Source organism: Streptomyces sp. NBC_01750, assembly GCF_035918095.1.
GTDB lineage: Bacteria > Actinomycetota > Actinomycetes > Streptomycetales > Streptomycetaceae > Streptomyces.
Map to the genome: position 1 here is coordinate 7,834,170 of NZ_CP109137.1, position 13,927 is coordinate 7,848,096.

15 protein-coding genes are annotated in these 13,927 nt (G+C 70.1%); 11 read left to right on the forward strand and 4 right to left on the reverse strand.

Annotation, left to right across the window (positions count from 1 at the left end):
• Positions 1-36 precede the first annotated feature (36 nt).
• From OG966_RS35395 to OG966_RS35420, 6 genes are all read left to right on the forward strand, one after another.
• Positions 37-1,335 (forward strand): alpha/beta fold hydrolase, encoded by a 1,299-nt coding sequence (locus OG966_RS35395; RefSeq protein WP_326654159.1) that lies wholly within the window; start codon positions 37-39, stop codon positions 1,333-1,335.
• Between the two features lie 28 nt (positions 1,336-1,363).
• Positions 1,364-2,098, forward strand: a complete 735-nt coding sequence (locus tag OG966_RS35400) for a PIG-L deacetylase family protein (RefSeq protein WP_326654160.1) — start codon at positions 1,364-1,366, stop codon at positions 2,096-2,098.
• A 385-nt stretch (positions 2,099-2,483) separates the two neighbouring features.
• On the forward strand, positions 2,484-3,452 hold the full coding sequence (locus OG966_RS35405) for an NADPH:quinone oxidoreductase family protein (RefSeq protein ID WP_326654161.1): 969 nt from the start codon (positions 2,484-2,486) through the stop codon (positions 3,450-3,452).
• Entirely contained in the window at positions 3,449-4,630 is a 1,182-nt protein-coding gene (locus OG966_RS35410; protein ID WP_326654163.1) for an acyl-CoA dehydrogenase family protein, read from the forward strand. Before OG966_RS35405 ends, OG966_RS35410 begins: the two co-directional genes overlap by 4 nt.
• Positions 4,627-5,724, forward strand: coding sequence for an acyl-CoA dehydrogenase family protein (locus tag OG966_RS35415; protein ID WP_326654164.1), 1,098 nt, complete (start codon positions 4,627-4,629; stop codon positions 5,722-5,724). The genes OG966_RS35410 and OG966_RS35415 overlap by 4 nt, the downstream gene beginning before the upstream one ends.
• A gap of 371 nt (positions 5,725-6,095) precedes the next feature.
• Positions 6,096-6,962 (forward strand): phosphatidylinositol-specific phospholipase C/glycerophosphodiester phosphodiesterase family protein, encoded by an 867-nt coding sequence (locus OG966_RS35420; protein ID WP_326655503.1) that lies wholly within the window; start codon positions 6,096-6,098, stop codon positions 6,960-6,962.
• 5 nt (positions 6,963-6,967) lie between these two features.
• Here OG966_RS35420 and pspAB read toward each other — a convergent pair whose 3' ends face one another.
• Complete coding sequence (gene pspAB / locus OG966_RS35425; RefSeq protein WP_326654165.1) at positions 6,968-7,570, reverse strand: PspA-associated protein PspAB; 603 nt, start codon at positions 7,568-7,570, stop codon at positions 6,968-6,970.
• A gap of 41 nt (positions 7,571-7,611) precedes the next feature.
• Entirely contained in the window at positions 7,612-8,526 is a 915-nt protein-coding gene (htpX, locus tag OG966_RS35430) for a zinc metalloprotease HtpX (RefSeq protein ID WP_326654166.1), read from the reverse strand.
• Positions 8,527-8,865: 339 nt separating this feature from the next.
• On the opposite strand from htpX, the gene OG966_RS35435 reads away from it, so the two are divergent.
• Positions 8,866-9,060: a hypothetical protein gene (locus OG966_RS35435; RefSeq protein WP_326654167.1), complete on the forward strand. Its 195-nt coding sequence runs from the start codon at positions 8,866-8,868 to the stop codon at positions 9,058-9,060.
• Here OG966_RS35435 and OG966_RS35440 read toward each other — a convergent pair.
• Positions 9,050-9,556 (reverse strand): hypothetical protein, encoded by a 507-nt coding sequence (locus OG966_RS35440; RefSeq protein WP_326654168.1) that lies wholly within the window; start codon positions 9,554-9,556, stop codon positions 9,050-9,052. The two genes, OG966_RS35435 and OG966_RS35440, sit on opposite strands and share 11 nt — an antisense overlap.
• Positions 9,557-9,580: 24 nt before the next feature.
• A complete protein-coding gene (locus OG966_RS35445; protein ID WP_326654169.1) occupies positions 9,581-9,937 on the reverse strand; it encodes a DUF779 domain-containing protein in 357 nt (118 codons plus the stop codon).
• Between the two features lie 148 nt (positions 9,938-10,085).
• Between OG966_RS35445 and OG966_RS35450 the strand changes: the two genes are divergently transcribed.
• The 4 genes from OG966_RS35450 (at position 10,086) to glpK (ending at position 13,852) form a co-directional block, all read left to right on the forward strand.
• Positions 10,086-10,652: a dihydrofolate reductase family protein gene (locus tag OG966_RS35450; protein ID WP_326654170.1), complete on the forward strand. Its 567-nt coding sequence runs from the start codon at positions 10,086-10,088 to the stop codon at positions 10,650-10,652.
• A gap of 57 nt (positions 10,653-10,709) precedes the next feature.
• Positions 10,710-11,147, forward strand: coding sequence for a nitroreductase family deazaflavin-dependent oxidoreductase (locus OG966_RS35455; RefSeq protein WP_326654171.1), 438 nt, complete (start codon positions 10,710-10,712; stop codon positions 11,145-11,147).
• A gap of 287 nt (positions 11,148-11,434) precedes the next feature.
• Entirely contained in the window at positions 11,435-12,280 is an 846-nt protein-coding gene (locus OG966_RS35460; protein WP_326654173.1) for an MIP/aquaporin family protein, read from the forward strand.
• A 54-nt stretch (positions 12,281-12,334) separates the two neighbouring features.
• Complete coding sequence (gene glpK / locus OG966_RS35465; protein ID WP_326654175.1) at positions 12,335-13,852, forward strand: glycerol kinase GlpK; 1,518 nt, start codon at positions 12,335-12,337, stop codon at positions 13,850-13,852.
• The last annotated feature ends 75 nt before the right edge of the window (positions 13,853-13,927 follow it).

Below are 13,927 nucleotides of genomic sequence, written 5' to 3' on the forward strand. Positions count from 1 at the left end.
GGGCGGGGGCGCAGAATGACAGGAGCAGGAGCAGCAGTGACCAGTTATCGCCAGCCGGGAATCGTTCTCACCGACCGGCACTTCACCGTCCCGCTCGACCACACCGACCCGGCGGGGGAGCAGCTCGAGCTGTACGGCCGCGAGTTCGTCGCGAGCGCGCGGGCCGGCGCGGATCTGCCGTGGCTGGTCTATCTGGAGGGCGGACCCGGCTTCGGCGCCCGCCGCTTCATCGGCAGACAGGCGTGGCTGGGACGGGCCGTGCAGGAGTACCGGGTGCTGCTTCTCGACCAGCGTGGCACCGGCCGCTCCACTCCGCTGAACCGCCAGACCCTGCCGCTGCGGGGCGGACCGCAGGCCCAGGCCGGCTACCTTGCGAACTTCCGGGCCGACAGCATCGTGCGCGACTGCGAGACGATCCGGCCGCGGCTCACCGGCGGCGCACCGTGGACCGTACTCGGCCAGAGTTTCGGCGGATTCTGTGCCACGCACTATCTCTCCACCGCGCCCGAAGGCCTGCGCACGGTCCTGGTCGCCGGCGGTCTGCCCTCCCTGGACGCCGGCGTGGAGGACGTCTACCGGGCCGCGTACCCCCGCATCCATCGCAAGGCCGAGGCCCACTACAGCCGCTACCCGCAGGACGTGGAACGGGCCCGCCGTATCGCCACCCACCTCGCTGAGCACAAGACCGTGCTGCCCGGCGGCTACACCCTCACGCCCGAGGCATTCCAGTCACTCGGCATCCTGCTCGGCGGCGGGGACGGCAGTCACCAGCTGCACTATCTGCTGGAGGACGCCTTCGTCCGTACGGGAGCGGGGTACGAGCTCTCCGACGCGTTCCAGGAGAGCGTGCTCGCCACCCTCTCGCACGCCGCTCATCCGCTGTACGCCGTGCTGCACGAAGCGATCTACGCCCAGGGCGCGAAGCCGACCGCCTGGGCGGCCGAACGCGTCCGGGCCGAATTCCCGCAGTTCGACGCCGCCAAAGCCCTGGCCGGTGACGGACCACTGATGTTCACCGGGGAGAGCGTCCACCCCTGGCACTTCGAGGTTGACCCGGCGCTGAGCCCGCTGCGCGAGGCCGCCGAGCTCCTCGCCGCGCGCACCGACTGGACCCCGCTGTACGACCCGGCCCGGCTCGCCGCGAATCGTGTGCCGGTCGCCGCGGCCATCTATCACGACGACATGTATGTCGACACGGAGCACTCGCTGCGAACGGCTCGCACCATCCGCGGACTGCGCACCTGGGTCACCGACGAGTACGAGCACGACGGGGTGCGGGCGAGCGGTCCGCGCGTCCTGGACCGGCTGCTCTCCCTCGCCCGCGCGGAGCTCTGACGCATATTCAGCGCCGTATCCTGCGCCCATGACCGAGCAGCTGGAACCCATGCCCGACGACTGGCAGCGCGCGCTGGCCGTCGTCGCCCACCCCGACGATCTCGAGTACGGCTGCGCCGCGGCCGTCGCCGGCTGGACCGACGGCGGACGTGAGGTCGCCTACCTCCTCGCCAGCCGCGGCGAGGCCGGTATCGACACCATGGAGCCCGCCGAGTGCGCCCCGCTGCGCGAGCGGGAGCAGCGGGCGAGCGCGGCCGTCGTCGGCGTCTCCACCGTGGAGTTCCTGGACCACAAGGACGGCGTGATCGAGTACGGGACGGGGCTGCGCCGGGACATCGCGGCGGCCATCCGGCGCCACCGGCCCGAGCTGGTCATCACCCTCAACCACCGTGACACCTGGGGCGGCACCTCCTGGAACACCCCCGACCACCGGGCGGTGGGCAGGGCCACGCTGGACGCGGCGGCTGATGCGGGAAACCGCTGGATCTTCCCCGAACTCATCGCCGAGCAGGGCCTCGAGCCGTGGAGCGGGGTGCGCTGGGTGGCCGTCGCGGGCTCCACGGCGCCCACGCACGCGGTCGACGCGACGCCCGGCCTGGAGCGCTCCGTACTCTCGCTGCTGGAGCACCGCAGCTATATCGAGGTGCTGACCGACCAGGACCCGGAGACGTACTGCCGCAGCTTCCTCACCACAAGCGCCCAGGCTGCGGCAGAGCGCTTCGGCGGCCGTCCCGCCGTCACCTTCGAGCTGTTCCGCCGCTGAACGCCCCATCGCGCCCGGCCCCGGCTCGTACGGACCGGCTTCGCGATCCATCAGCACGACCGGGCGCACCGGTCCAGACGGCTCGGCAGCGTCACCGGTCAGGCCGAACGCAGGGCCCGGTGTGCCGTACGGATGAAGTGCGCCGAGATCCGGCGGGCGCACCGGGCCGGTGCGGTCCTCGATCTCGACATCCCGCCGACCCGCCACCGGCACGATGCCCTCTACTGAGAGCCGCGCCGTTCTCCGGGCTTTGTCCGGTCCGCAGGGCGAGCGGCCGCCTGTGCGAACCGGACCGAGCACGCCTGACCGGGTCTTCCGTAGAGGCAAGCGACCGCTTAGTATGCGATGGAGCGCAGTACCGCCTACGGTTTGTGGAGGCCCCGAAATGCAGGCATGGCGAGTGCACCGGAACGGCGAGCCGAGCGAGGTGATGCGGCTCGAAGAGGTGGACCGGCCCACGCCGGGCGAGGGGCAGCTGCTGCTGAAGGTCCGCGCCGCGAACATCAACTTTCCCGACGCGCTGCTCTGCCGCGGTCAGTACCAGATCAGGCCGCCGCTGCCGTTCACGCCGGGTGTGGAGATCTGCGGCGAGACAGAGGACGGCCGCCGGGTGATCGCCAACCCCGCACTGCCGAACGGCGGACTCGCCGAGTACGTCGTCGCCGACGCGGCGGCCGTGCTGCCCGCACCCGAAGCCCTGGACGATGCCGAGGCGGCCGCACTGCACATCGGCTACCAGACGGGCTGGTTCGGACTGCACCGCCGTGCGCACCTCCAGGCGGGCGAGACGCTGCTTGTGCACGCGGCGGCGGGCGGCGTCGGCAGCGCCGCCGTCCAGCTCGGCAAGGCGGCCGGCGCGCGGGTGATCGGTGTCGTAGGCGGCGCGGAGAAGGCGCGCACGGCAAGGGAGCTCGGCTGCGACGTCGTCATCGACCGCCGCGAGGACGACATCGTCGCGGCGGTGAAGGAAGCGACCGGCGGCCGCGGCGCGGACGTCGTCTACGACCCGGTCGGCGGTGACGCCTACGCCAAGTCCGTGAAGTGCATCGCCTTCGAGGGCCGGATCGTGATCGTCGGCTTCGCCAGCGGCTCGATCCCCACCCCGGCCCTCAACCACGCCCTGGTGAAGAACTACTCGATCGTCGGCCTCCACTGGGGCCTCTACAACACGAGGGAGCCGAGCGCGATCCGCGACTGCCACGAGGAGCTGACCAAGCTCGCGGCGCAGGGCGTGATCAAGCCGCTGATCAGCGATCGCGTCGCCATGAAGGACGCCGCGGGCGCCGTCCAGCGCGTCGCGGACGGCACGACCACGGGCCGCCTGGTCGTCATCCCGGAGGGAGAAGCACGATGACGGACGCCACGGATGTGCGCAACCGCACCAAGGAGTTGCTGGCCGCGCACCCACCGGCCGGAACGGAACGCACCGACTTCCTGAAGGCACGCTTCGACGCGGGCCTCGCCTGGGTGCACTACCCCAAGGGCCTCGGCGGACTCGACGCCCCGCGGACGCTGCAGACCGCCGTCGACGCCGAGCTGACGGCTGCGGGCGCGCCGGACAACGACCCGCGCCGTATCGGCATCGGCCTCGGCATGGCCGCGCCGACCATCCTCAAGTACGGCTCCGAAGAGGTGAAGCAGCGCTTCCTCCGTCCTCTGTGGGTCGGCGAGGAGGTCTGGTGCCAGCTGTTCAGCGAGCCGGGCGCGGGCTCCGACCTCGCGGCCCTCGGCACCCGGGCCGTACGGGACGGCGACGACTGGGTCATCAACGGCCAGAAGGTGTGGACGTCCAGTGCCCATGTGGCCCGCTGGGCGATCCTGATCGCCCGCACCGACCCGGATCTGCCCAAGCACCGGGGCATCACCTACTTCATCTGTGACATGACCGACCCGGGTGTCGAGGTGCGGCCGCTGCGCCAGATCACCGGTGAGGCGGAGTTCAACGAGGTCTTCCTGACCAATGTGCGAATCCCCGACGCACACCGCCTCGGCGAGGTCGGCGAGGGCTGGAAGGTCGCACAGACCACCCTCATGAACGAGCGGGTCTCCATCGGCGGCAGCCGCCTCCCGCGCGAGGGAGGCATGATCGGCCCGATCGCGCAGACCTGGCGCGAACGCCCCGAGCTGCGCAACCACGATCTGCACCAGCGGCTGCTGTCGCTCTGGGTCGAGGCGGAGGTCGCCAGGCTGGCGGGAGAGCGGCTGCGCCAGCAGCTCGCCGCCGGCCAGCCGGGCCCCGAAGGCAGCGGAATGAAGCTCGCCTTCGCCCGCCTCAACCAGGAGATCAGCGGTCTCGAGGTCGAACTCCGCGGCGAGGAAGGCCTCTTGTACGACGACTGGACCATGAGCCGTCCCGATTTCGTCGACTTCACCGGGCGCGACGCCGGATACCGCTACCTCCGCTCCAAGGGCAACTCCATCGAGGGCGGCACCAGCGAAGTGCTGCTGAACATCGTCGCCGAACGTGTCCTCGGACTTCCCTCCGAGCCGCGCAACGACAAGGACGTCGCCTGGAAGGACCTGGCCCGATGACAACTCAGTCCACGCAGCCCGATCTGCTGTACTCCGAGGCCGAGGACGACCTGCGTGCAGCCGTACGTTCCCTGCTCGCCGACCGCAGCGATACGGCGTCCGTCCTGGTGCGCGCCGAGTCCGGTACGCCGTACGACCCCGAGCTCTGGAAAGCGCTCGCCGGGGACATCGGCGCGGCCGGACTCCTCGTACCCGAGAAGCTCGGCGGGCACGGTGCGAGCCACCGCGAGGCCGCCGTGGTGCTGGAGGAGCTGGGCCGCAGCGTCGCCCCCGCGCCGTATCTCACCAGCTCCGTCATCGCCACCGAGACGCTGCTCGCGCTCGACACGGAGACGGAGGCCGTCGCCGGGCTGCTCACCGAGCTGGCGGCCGGCCGCGGGACCGCCGTACTCGCCGTGCCGCTGTCGGGGTCGCACGACGGACACCTCCCGGTCGGCGAACCCAGGATCACCGGTATCGCGGATGCAGCCGTCGCCGATGTCCTCCTCGTGCTCCGGGCCGACGGTCTGTACGCGGTCGAGACGGCGAACGTCGCCGTCGAGGCGCTGACCCCGCTGGACCTGACCCGTCCGCTCGCCGCCGTCACCCTCGACGACCCGGCCGACGCCACCCGCCTGGCGGACGCGGAGACCGCCGAGAAGGCCGTACGCCGCGGACTGCTCGCCGGGGCCGGGCTGCTCGCCTCCGAGCAGCTCGGACTCGCCGAATGGTGCCTGGAGGAGACGGTCCGTCACACCCGCGAGCGCCACCAGTTCAACCGGCCCATCGGTTCGTTCCAGGCGCTCAAGCACCGCATGGCTCAGGTGTGGCTCGAGGTCGTCTCGGCCCGTGCCGCGGCCCGCAACGCGGCGGACGCCCTCGCCACGGACTGCTCCGACGCCGCCCTCGCGGTGGCCGTCGCGCAGACGTACTGCTCGCGGGTGGCCGTGCGCGCGGCCGAGGAGTGTGTCCAGCTGCACGCCGGTATCGGTATGACCTGGGAACACCCCGCGCATCTGTACCTCAAGCGCGCCAAGTCCGACGAGATCGCCCTGGGCACGCCGGGCCGCCACAAGGAGGCGCTGGCCGCACTGGTCGACCTGCAGGCCCCGTAGGGGGCTGCGCACCCAGGCACTGTTCACCGCAACTCGGGCCGCCGCGCCGACCATCGGCGCGGCGGCCTGCTCGATGCTGCCGGAACTCCACTCCGCGTGAGCGGCGCAATGGGACTGCCCGCGCCGCCCGACACGGCAGTCGCACGACGAGTTCCCGCCGTTAGCCCCCCGGCTCCGCCACGCCCCCCGACCCGTTGGCGACGACGCGGGCCGGGACGACTCGGCCGCTGGACGACGAGTTTCCCGCACTCCGGGGCCACGCTGAGCAGTAGGTGACGGGTGGCCGAACTCTTCGCGCTGCTCTGCCACTTGGGCTGCCCCGGGCGGATACTCACCGGTGTCCCTCCCGACCCGCAGAGCCCGGAGGCACCATCGTGCTGACCACCCGTCGCAGAGCCGTCACCACCCTCGCCGCCGCGCTGGCCGGCGCCGTCGCCGTGCCCGCGCAGGCTCAGTCCGCCGAGAAGCACCGCGGGCGCACCGGCCCGCAGCCGCTCCGCCGGGCCCACGCCCACAACGACTACCTGCATGAACGGCCCCTCCACGACGCCCTGTCACACGGCTTCACCAGCGTGGAGGCCGACGTCTTCCTGGTGAACGGCGAGTTGCTCGTCGCCCATGAGCCGGCGGACCTCGACCCGAACCGCACGCTGCGCTCGCTCTACCTCGACCCGCTGCTGGCCCGGGTGAAGGCCAACCATGGTTCCGTGTACCGCGGTTACCGGCGGCCTGTCCAACTGCTGGTCGACATCAAGACGGACGGCGCCGCCGCCTATCTGGAACTCGACCGTCAGCTGCGCCACTACCGGCGGATGCTCAGCACCTGCGCCTACGGCCATGTCCGCCTCGGCGCTGTCACCCCGGTCATCTCCGGCGACCGCGCCGCCCGCGTACCCATGGAGACACAGCGCGTCCGGTACGCCTTTTACGACGGCCGCCTCGAGGACCTCGGCACCACCGCCCCCGTCTCCTTCGTCCCGCTGATCTCCAGCAACTGGACGCAGAGCTTCAGCTGGCTGGGCACCGGCCCATTCCCGGCCGCCGAGCGGCAGAAGCTGCACTCGATCGTCGCCGACGCCCATGACCACGGGCAGCGCGTCCGGTTCTGGGCGACGCCCGACGTGGCCGGTCCGGACCGCGACGCCGTGTGGACCGAGCTGCTCGCCGCCCGTGTCGACCACATCAATACGGACGATCTGGCCGCGCTCGAGCGCTTCCTCCGGGCCCGGGGCCGGTAGCCGGCCTACGGCATCGGACCTCCGAGGCCGGGCGCGCCCCAGACCGGGAACCAGCGGGCCAGGTCCGTCTCGATGCGGAGATCGTCCGTGAGCAGCGCCCTGGTCTGCAGTTCCAGGGCGTTGTCGCGCTTCTCCTTCGCCCCGGCGAGCGGCGCGAAGGGGTAGAAGGTGCCCCGCTTGTACAGGTAGACGAGCGCCAGCGGGCGCTCGCCGGACGTCTCGCGGAAGGTGATCAGGGAGCAGAGCAGCTGGGGGCCGAAGCCTGCGTCCTGGAGCAGGGTGTTGACCGCGTGCAGATCGTTGACCAGTGAGGCCGTGTCGTCGGCGGGGTGGCGGGCGAGGAGCCAGGTGTAGCCGTACGCGTCCTGGCTGAACTCGACCGGGATGCCTCCCCGGTCGGTGTCGGCGTCGAGCAGCTCTCGTACGTCCTCCTGGAGTTGCGCGAAGGCGCCGCCCTCCACACTGGCGAAGCACACCGAGCCGATGCCGGTCGGTGTGAAGCCTGCGCCCGCCTGGAGGGTGATGGCGGCGGCGGGCAGGCCGAAGAGCTGGTCGAGGTTGGGCCGTACCGGCCTGCTGCGGCCGAGGATCGTGTCGAGGAGTCCCACAGCAGCACCTCTGTCAGTCGTCCGTCATCGTCGTGGGGCCGTTACGGGCGGGCCAGCTGCGTCGAGATCTTGCCCAGCTGGTCCAGGCGCTGTTCCAGCGTCGGGTGCGAGGACAGCAGGCGGCTCAGGCTCTCCTTGGAGGAGAACGCCGGCGCGAACCAGAAGGCGTTGAACGGCTCCGCCTTGCGCAGGTCCTGCGTCGGGATCTTCGCCATCTCGCCCGTCACCTTGGTGAGCGCGGACGCGAGCGCCGAGGGACGGCCGGTCAGCAGGGCGGCGGCGCGGTCTGCCGACAGTTCGCGGTAGCGGGAGAGCAGCCTGGTCAGCAGGAAGCTGATCACGTAGACGACGGCGCTGATCACGGGTATCAGGAGCACGGCGATCGCGGTGTTGCTGTCGCGGCCCGCCCGGCCGAAGCCGCCCCACACGGCGATACGGGTCATCACGCCGGCCAGCACACCGAGGAACGACGCGATCGTCATGACTGCGACATCGTGGTGGGCGACGTGCGACAGCTCGTGGGCGAGGACGCCCTCGAGTTCCTCCGGCTCCAGCCGGCGGAGCAGACCGGTGGTGGCGCAGACCAGCGCGGTCTTCTCATTGCGGCCGACGGCGAAGGCGTTCGGCACATCGCTGTGGGCGATCGCGACCCGGGGCTTGGGCATGTCGGCGAGCGCGCAGATACGGTCGACGGCGCCGTGCAGCTCCGGCGCCTGCTCGGGCGTGACCTCGCGAGCGCCCATGCTGAAGGCCGCGATCCGGTCGCTGAACCAGAACTGCGCGATGAACAGACCACCTGCGATCAGCAGAATGATCGGCCACGAGCTTCGGAGGATCGCCAGCAGGGCGCCCACGAAGACGACATAGAGCAGCCCGATCAGGAACATCGTCGTCACCATGCGGGTGGTGAGTCCCTGATCAGGGGCGTAGCGGGACGGGGCCCGGTTCCGTGGCATCCGACAACCTCCGGGCGGAGCTGTTTCTGGTTCCCCCTCACTCGATTGTGCTCCTGTCGCGGCCATAGCCGGTATAGCGGCCATGGCCGGTATGAATGAGCTCCCGTCCGTCCGCTGTGGGGGTGGACCGTGCGGCTGTGTGGGTGTGGACCGTGCCGCGGGCCCCGGCGAGATCGGCCTGCCGCGTTCGGAGTCCGCATCCGGCATCTCTCCCCGTCGAGGTCACCCGGCACAGACCACCCGAACGGCGGACACGCCAGTCGGCCGTACGGGCCGTCCACTACGCCAGACTGACGGCCGAATGCCGCAATTCCGGCGCGGCGGCGGAGGAGGTTGGCGATGGCCATTTCGATCTCGGTGGTGCTGTTCCTGCTGGTGCTCGCGGTGATCTTTGTGCGGAACGGCGGACTGAAGATGTCCCACGCGGTGGTCTGTGCCCTGCTCGGCTTCTTCCTCGCGGGCACGAGCATGGCGCCGACCATTCAGGAAGGCATCGCGGCCACCGCGAATGTGGTGGGCAGCCTCAGACCGTGATCTGCGGAGGCACTTCGACGTCCGGCGGCAGTTCGAAGTAGCCTCCGCCGTCGGCATCCACATGCACCACATGGGTGCCGACGCGGACGATCTGCGCCTCGCCTACCCGCCAGGACCCGCACTCTTCCTCGCTGTCCACCAGCGGCGTCCACACCTCGCGAAACGTGCTGCCGTCCGGGTTCGTACCCGTCTCGATCAGACGGTCGCCGTCGCGTCGAAGGGTTCCCACATCCTCGCCGGGTGTCCCGACATCGTGGTGGAAGCGGACATCGGCGCCGTCGTACGTGGTGATGCCGGCGAAGCCGCGGCTGTCCGCGTAGTAGGCGTCGATCTGGAGCCAGACCACCTGATCGTTCTCCTGCAGGGGTCCGCCGTTGCGGCTGATTCCGGAGCGCAGCCAGGCGCCGCGAGTGGGGGCATTCACGCGTACCAGCATCGCCTGGTATCCGGCCGCCGTCGACTTCCGCACCTGCGAGCGGCGCCGGAAACTGCTCATGGGCACGCGCCCGTGGCTGACGCCTCAGGTACCCACGACGCGCGACCGGATCAGGAACCGCACTCCCTCCGGCGCCTCCAGCGAGAAACCACTGCCCCGGCCCTCGACGACATCGACGATGAGCCGGGTGTGGCTCCAGACCTCGTACTGGCTTCTGGATATCCAGAAGGAGACGGACTCCTCGACGCCGTCGACCCGGAGGTCCTCGAGAAGGACGTCGGACGCGCCCGTACGGAATTCACCCGCCGGGTAGCACATGGGCGCGCTGCCGTCGCAGCACCCGCCCGACTGGTGGAACATCAACGGACCGTGGGCCGCCCTCAGCCGCCGCAACAGATCGGCGGCTGAGGGGGTCAGCTCCACGCGCGGGGCATCAGTCATCCCGCCAGCAGAGCACCCGGGAGGTTGCAATGCCGTTGCAGCGCCCTCGGGGAAGATCTTTTCCTCGGGTGTCGATCGGGCGCGACCCCGTTCGACATACCGGTGAAGGCGTCGAAAGGGGCGCGCCACGCAACCAGGAGGAACGGCCATGAGGAAGATCATCTACTTCGTCCACTCGTCGCTCGACGGACACATCGACGGGCCCGGGGGAGCCTTCGACTGGCCGGTGCTGGGGCCCGAGCTCGGCGTGTACGGAGACGGCCTGCAGGCGCGCGTCGACACCTTCCTCTACGGGCGTGTGGTCTGGGAGATGATGTCCGGCTACTGGCCCGACGCCGAGTCGATCTCCGACGACCCGCACGACCTCGCCTTCGCGCCGGTCTGGCGCCGTACTCCGAAGATCGTCTTCTCCAGGACCTTGCAACAGCCGGAGGGGAACGTCCGGGTGATCGGCGAAAACCTCGCCGAAGAGGTCGCGGCCCTGAAGCGGAGCCCGGGCAAGGACCTGCTGCTGACCGGCGGTTCCACGCTGCCGGCAGCCCTCACGGAGCTCGGCCTGATCGACGAGTACCACATCGTCGTGCACCCGGTGGTCCTGGGCGGCGGCAGGCCGCTCTTCCTGCAGGGGAAGGAGCGGCTGAATCTCGCGTTCGTCGAGTCGCGGTCTTTCGACGCTCGGACCGTGCTGCTCCGCTACGAACGTCCGGCGGGATGATTGCCTTGCCCCGGGGCGTTGAGCCCTGTAGGTGACTCCGACGATCGGATGAGTGACATGCCTCTTGAGGGTGAGTACGAGCCGAGCCCCGAGAAATGGGTCCGCGACCAGGTTGAGCTCTTCGAGAGCTCCGGCGGTACCAAGGGAACGACGATGCGGGGGATGCCCGTCATCCTCCTGACGACCCGGGGCGCCAAGAGCGGCAAGATCCGCAAGACGCCGCTCATGAGGGTCGAGCACGAAGGCGCTTACGCGGTGGTCGCGTCGCTTGGGGGCGCCCCGAAGCACCCGGTCTGGTACCACAACGTTGTCGCCGACCCCCGGGTCGAGCTGCAGGACGGCCCGACGCGTCAGGACATGACGGCCCGTGAGGTGACCGGGGACGAGAAGACCGTGTGGTGGGAGCGGGCCGTCGAGGCGTACCCCGACTACGCCGAGTATCAGAAGAAGACCGACCGGGAGATCCCCGTCTTTGTGCTGGAGCCCGCGGCCTAGGACAGCTGAGCGCCGGAGGGCCTCTGGCCGGCAGGGCCTACGTCTCCGCCGGCCGGCGGCGCTCTGCCGGTTTCCGGAGGAAACCGCTGCTCCCCGTCGTGGCCGAGACCTCTTTCCTGTCGGCTGCACTGGCCCCACCGGTACCTGGCAGTGCCGAAAGCGCCGGAGCTCAGGTTCCGGCGTTCGTCACTCCTGTGCGTGCGGCTGGCCCTTGATCGTCCTATGCTGACATGTGGAGGAATCGGGCAGTTGACGGCCGGTCCCTGGCCGGCGGGAAGCGGGCTTCCATGGCTGAGCGACTCAAAAGATCAGGGTTGATCGGCGAACTTTCGGCCGAATTCGTCGGCACCATGATTCTTATCCTCTTCGGTTGCGGCGTGGTGGCCCAAGTGGTCGCCGGCGGAGCCCTCACGGATCCCCCGGGCGGCCTCGGAAACCACGACAGCATCGCCTGGGCATGGGGTCTCGGCGTCACCCTCGGTGTCTATGTGGCGGCGCGAATGAGTGGTGCTCACCTCAACCCCGCGGTGACCGTGGCCCTGGCGACGTTCAGGGGTTTCCCGTGGACCAAGGTGGCTCCCTACGCGCTGGCGCAGACGGCCGGCGCCTTCGTGGCAGCCCTGCTGGTGCGCTGGAACTACACCGAGGCGCTGGCGAAGGCGGACCCCGGCCACACCATCAAGACGCAGTTCGTCTTCTCCACGCTGCCCGCCAACGGCAACCCGAATCTGCCGGTCAGCGAATGGGGTGCGTTCCGCGACCAGATCATCGGCACCGCGATCCTGCTACTGCTGATCATGGCGATCACAGACCTGCTCAACACGCCCCCAGGCGCCAACCTGGCCCCCTTCATCATCGGACTGGTCGTCGTGGCGATCGGCATGGCCTGGGGCACCGACGCGGGCTACGCGATCAACCCCGCACGTGACTTCGGTCCCCGGCTGGCCAGCTTCCTCACCGGGTACGGCGGAGCGTGGCGAGATCAGTACGGGAACTTCTACTTCTGGGTGCCCATCATCGGTCCACTGATCGGCGGCGTGCTCGGCGCGTTCCTGTACAAGTTCTTCGTCGGCCGGTTCCTGCCGACCGCGGAGCCGGAGCCCCCAGGACGCGTCCCGACCCCCGAGGCCTGACCGGCCCGGCGCGAGGCCGCAACCCAGTCCATCCCACAGGAGAGGCGGCATGCCATGGCGGACTTCGTCGGCGCAGTGGACCAGGGAACCACCAGCTCACGTTTCATGATCTTCGACCACGACGGGAACGAAGTCGCGAAGCACCAGCTGGAGCACGCTCAGATACTCCCGCGCTCGGGGTGGGTCGAGCACGACCCGGTGGAGATCTGGGAACGCACCAACTCGGTGATACAGAACGCCCTCCGGCACGGGAACCTGTCCGCGTCCGACCTGGCGGCGATCGGCATCACCAACCAGCGCGAGACAACCGTTGTCTGGGACCCCCGCACCGGCCGCCCCTACTACAACGCCATTGTCTGGCAGGACACCCGCACCGATTCCATCGCGGCCGCCCTGGAACGCTCGGGCCAGGGCGATGTCATCCGCCGCAAGGCGGGGCTGCCGCCGGCCACCTACTTCTCCGGCGGCAAGATCCAGTGGATTCTGGAGAATGTCGACGGAGTCCGCGAGGCGGCCGAGCAGGGCCATGCCCTCTTCGGCAACACGGACTGCTGGGTCCTGTGGAACCTCACCGGCGGCCCCGACGGCGGCATCCACGCCACCGACGTGACCAACGCGAGCCGCACGATGCTGATGAACCTGGAGACCCTGGACTGGGACGACGAGTTGCTGGGTTTCTTCGACGTTCCCCGGGCGATGCTGCCCACCATCAGCCCGTCCTCCCACCGGGAGGCATACGGCGAGACCCGTTCCTCCCGGCCGCTGCGCACCGCCATCCCCATCACCGGGGTGCTCGGCGACCAGCAGGCGGCCACTGTCGGGCAGGTCTGCTACGCGCCGGGCGAAGCCAAGAACACCTACGGCACCGGCAACTTCCTGGTGCTCAACACCGGCACCGAACTGGTCCGCTCACAGCACGGCCTGCTCACCACCGTGGCGTACCAGTTCGGCGACAGCCCGGCGATCTACGCCCTGGAGGGCTCCATCGCGGTCACCGGGTCCGCGGTGCAGTGGCTGCGCGACCAGATGAAGATCATCAACGATGCCGCCGAGAGCGAGCGTCTCGCCCGTACCGTCGACGACAACGGTGGCATGTACTTCGTCCCCGCCTTCTCCGGCCTGTTCGCCCCGTACTGGCGCTCGGACGCCCGCGGCGCGATCGTCGGCCTCGCGCGGTACAACAACAACGGCCACCTGGCGCGGGCCACCCTGGAAGCCATCTGCTACCAGAGCCGCGACGTGGTGGAGGCCATGGAGCAGGACTCCGGCGTCCACCTGGACGTGCTCAAGGTCGACGGCGGCGTGACGGCCAACGACCTGTGCATGCAGATCCAGGCCGATGTCCTCGGCGTACCGGTCAGCCGCCCGGTCGTCGCCGAGACCACCGCGCTCGGTGCCGCCTACGCGGCCGGTCTGGCCACCGGCTTCTGGCGGGACACCGACGAGCTGCGCACCCACTGGCAGGAGTCCAAGCGGTGGGAGCCCGCGTGGTCCGAGGAGCAGCGCGCGGAAGGCTACGCGGGCTGGAAGAAGGCGGTCGAGCGCACACTCGACTGGGCCAAGGTCGAGTAGGCCTCCGCCGGGGGCGCCGCCCATCCGGGGCGCCCCCGGTCACGCGCGGCGCACGACCGCGGCACGAGGAGGAAA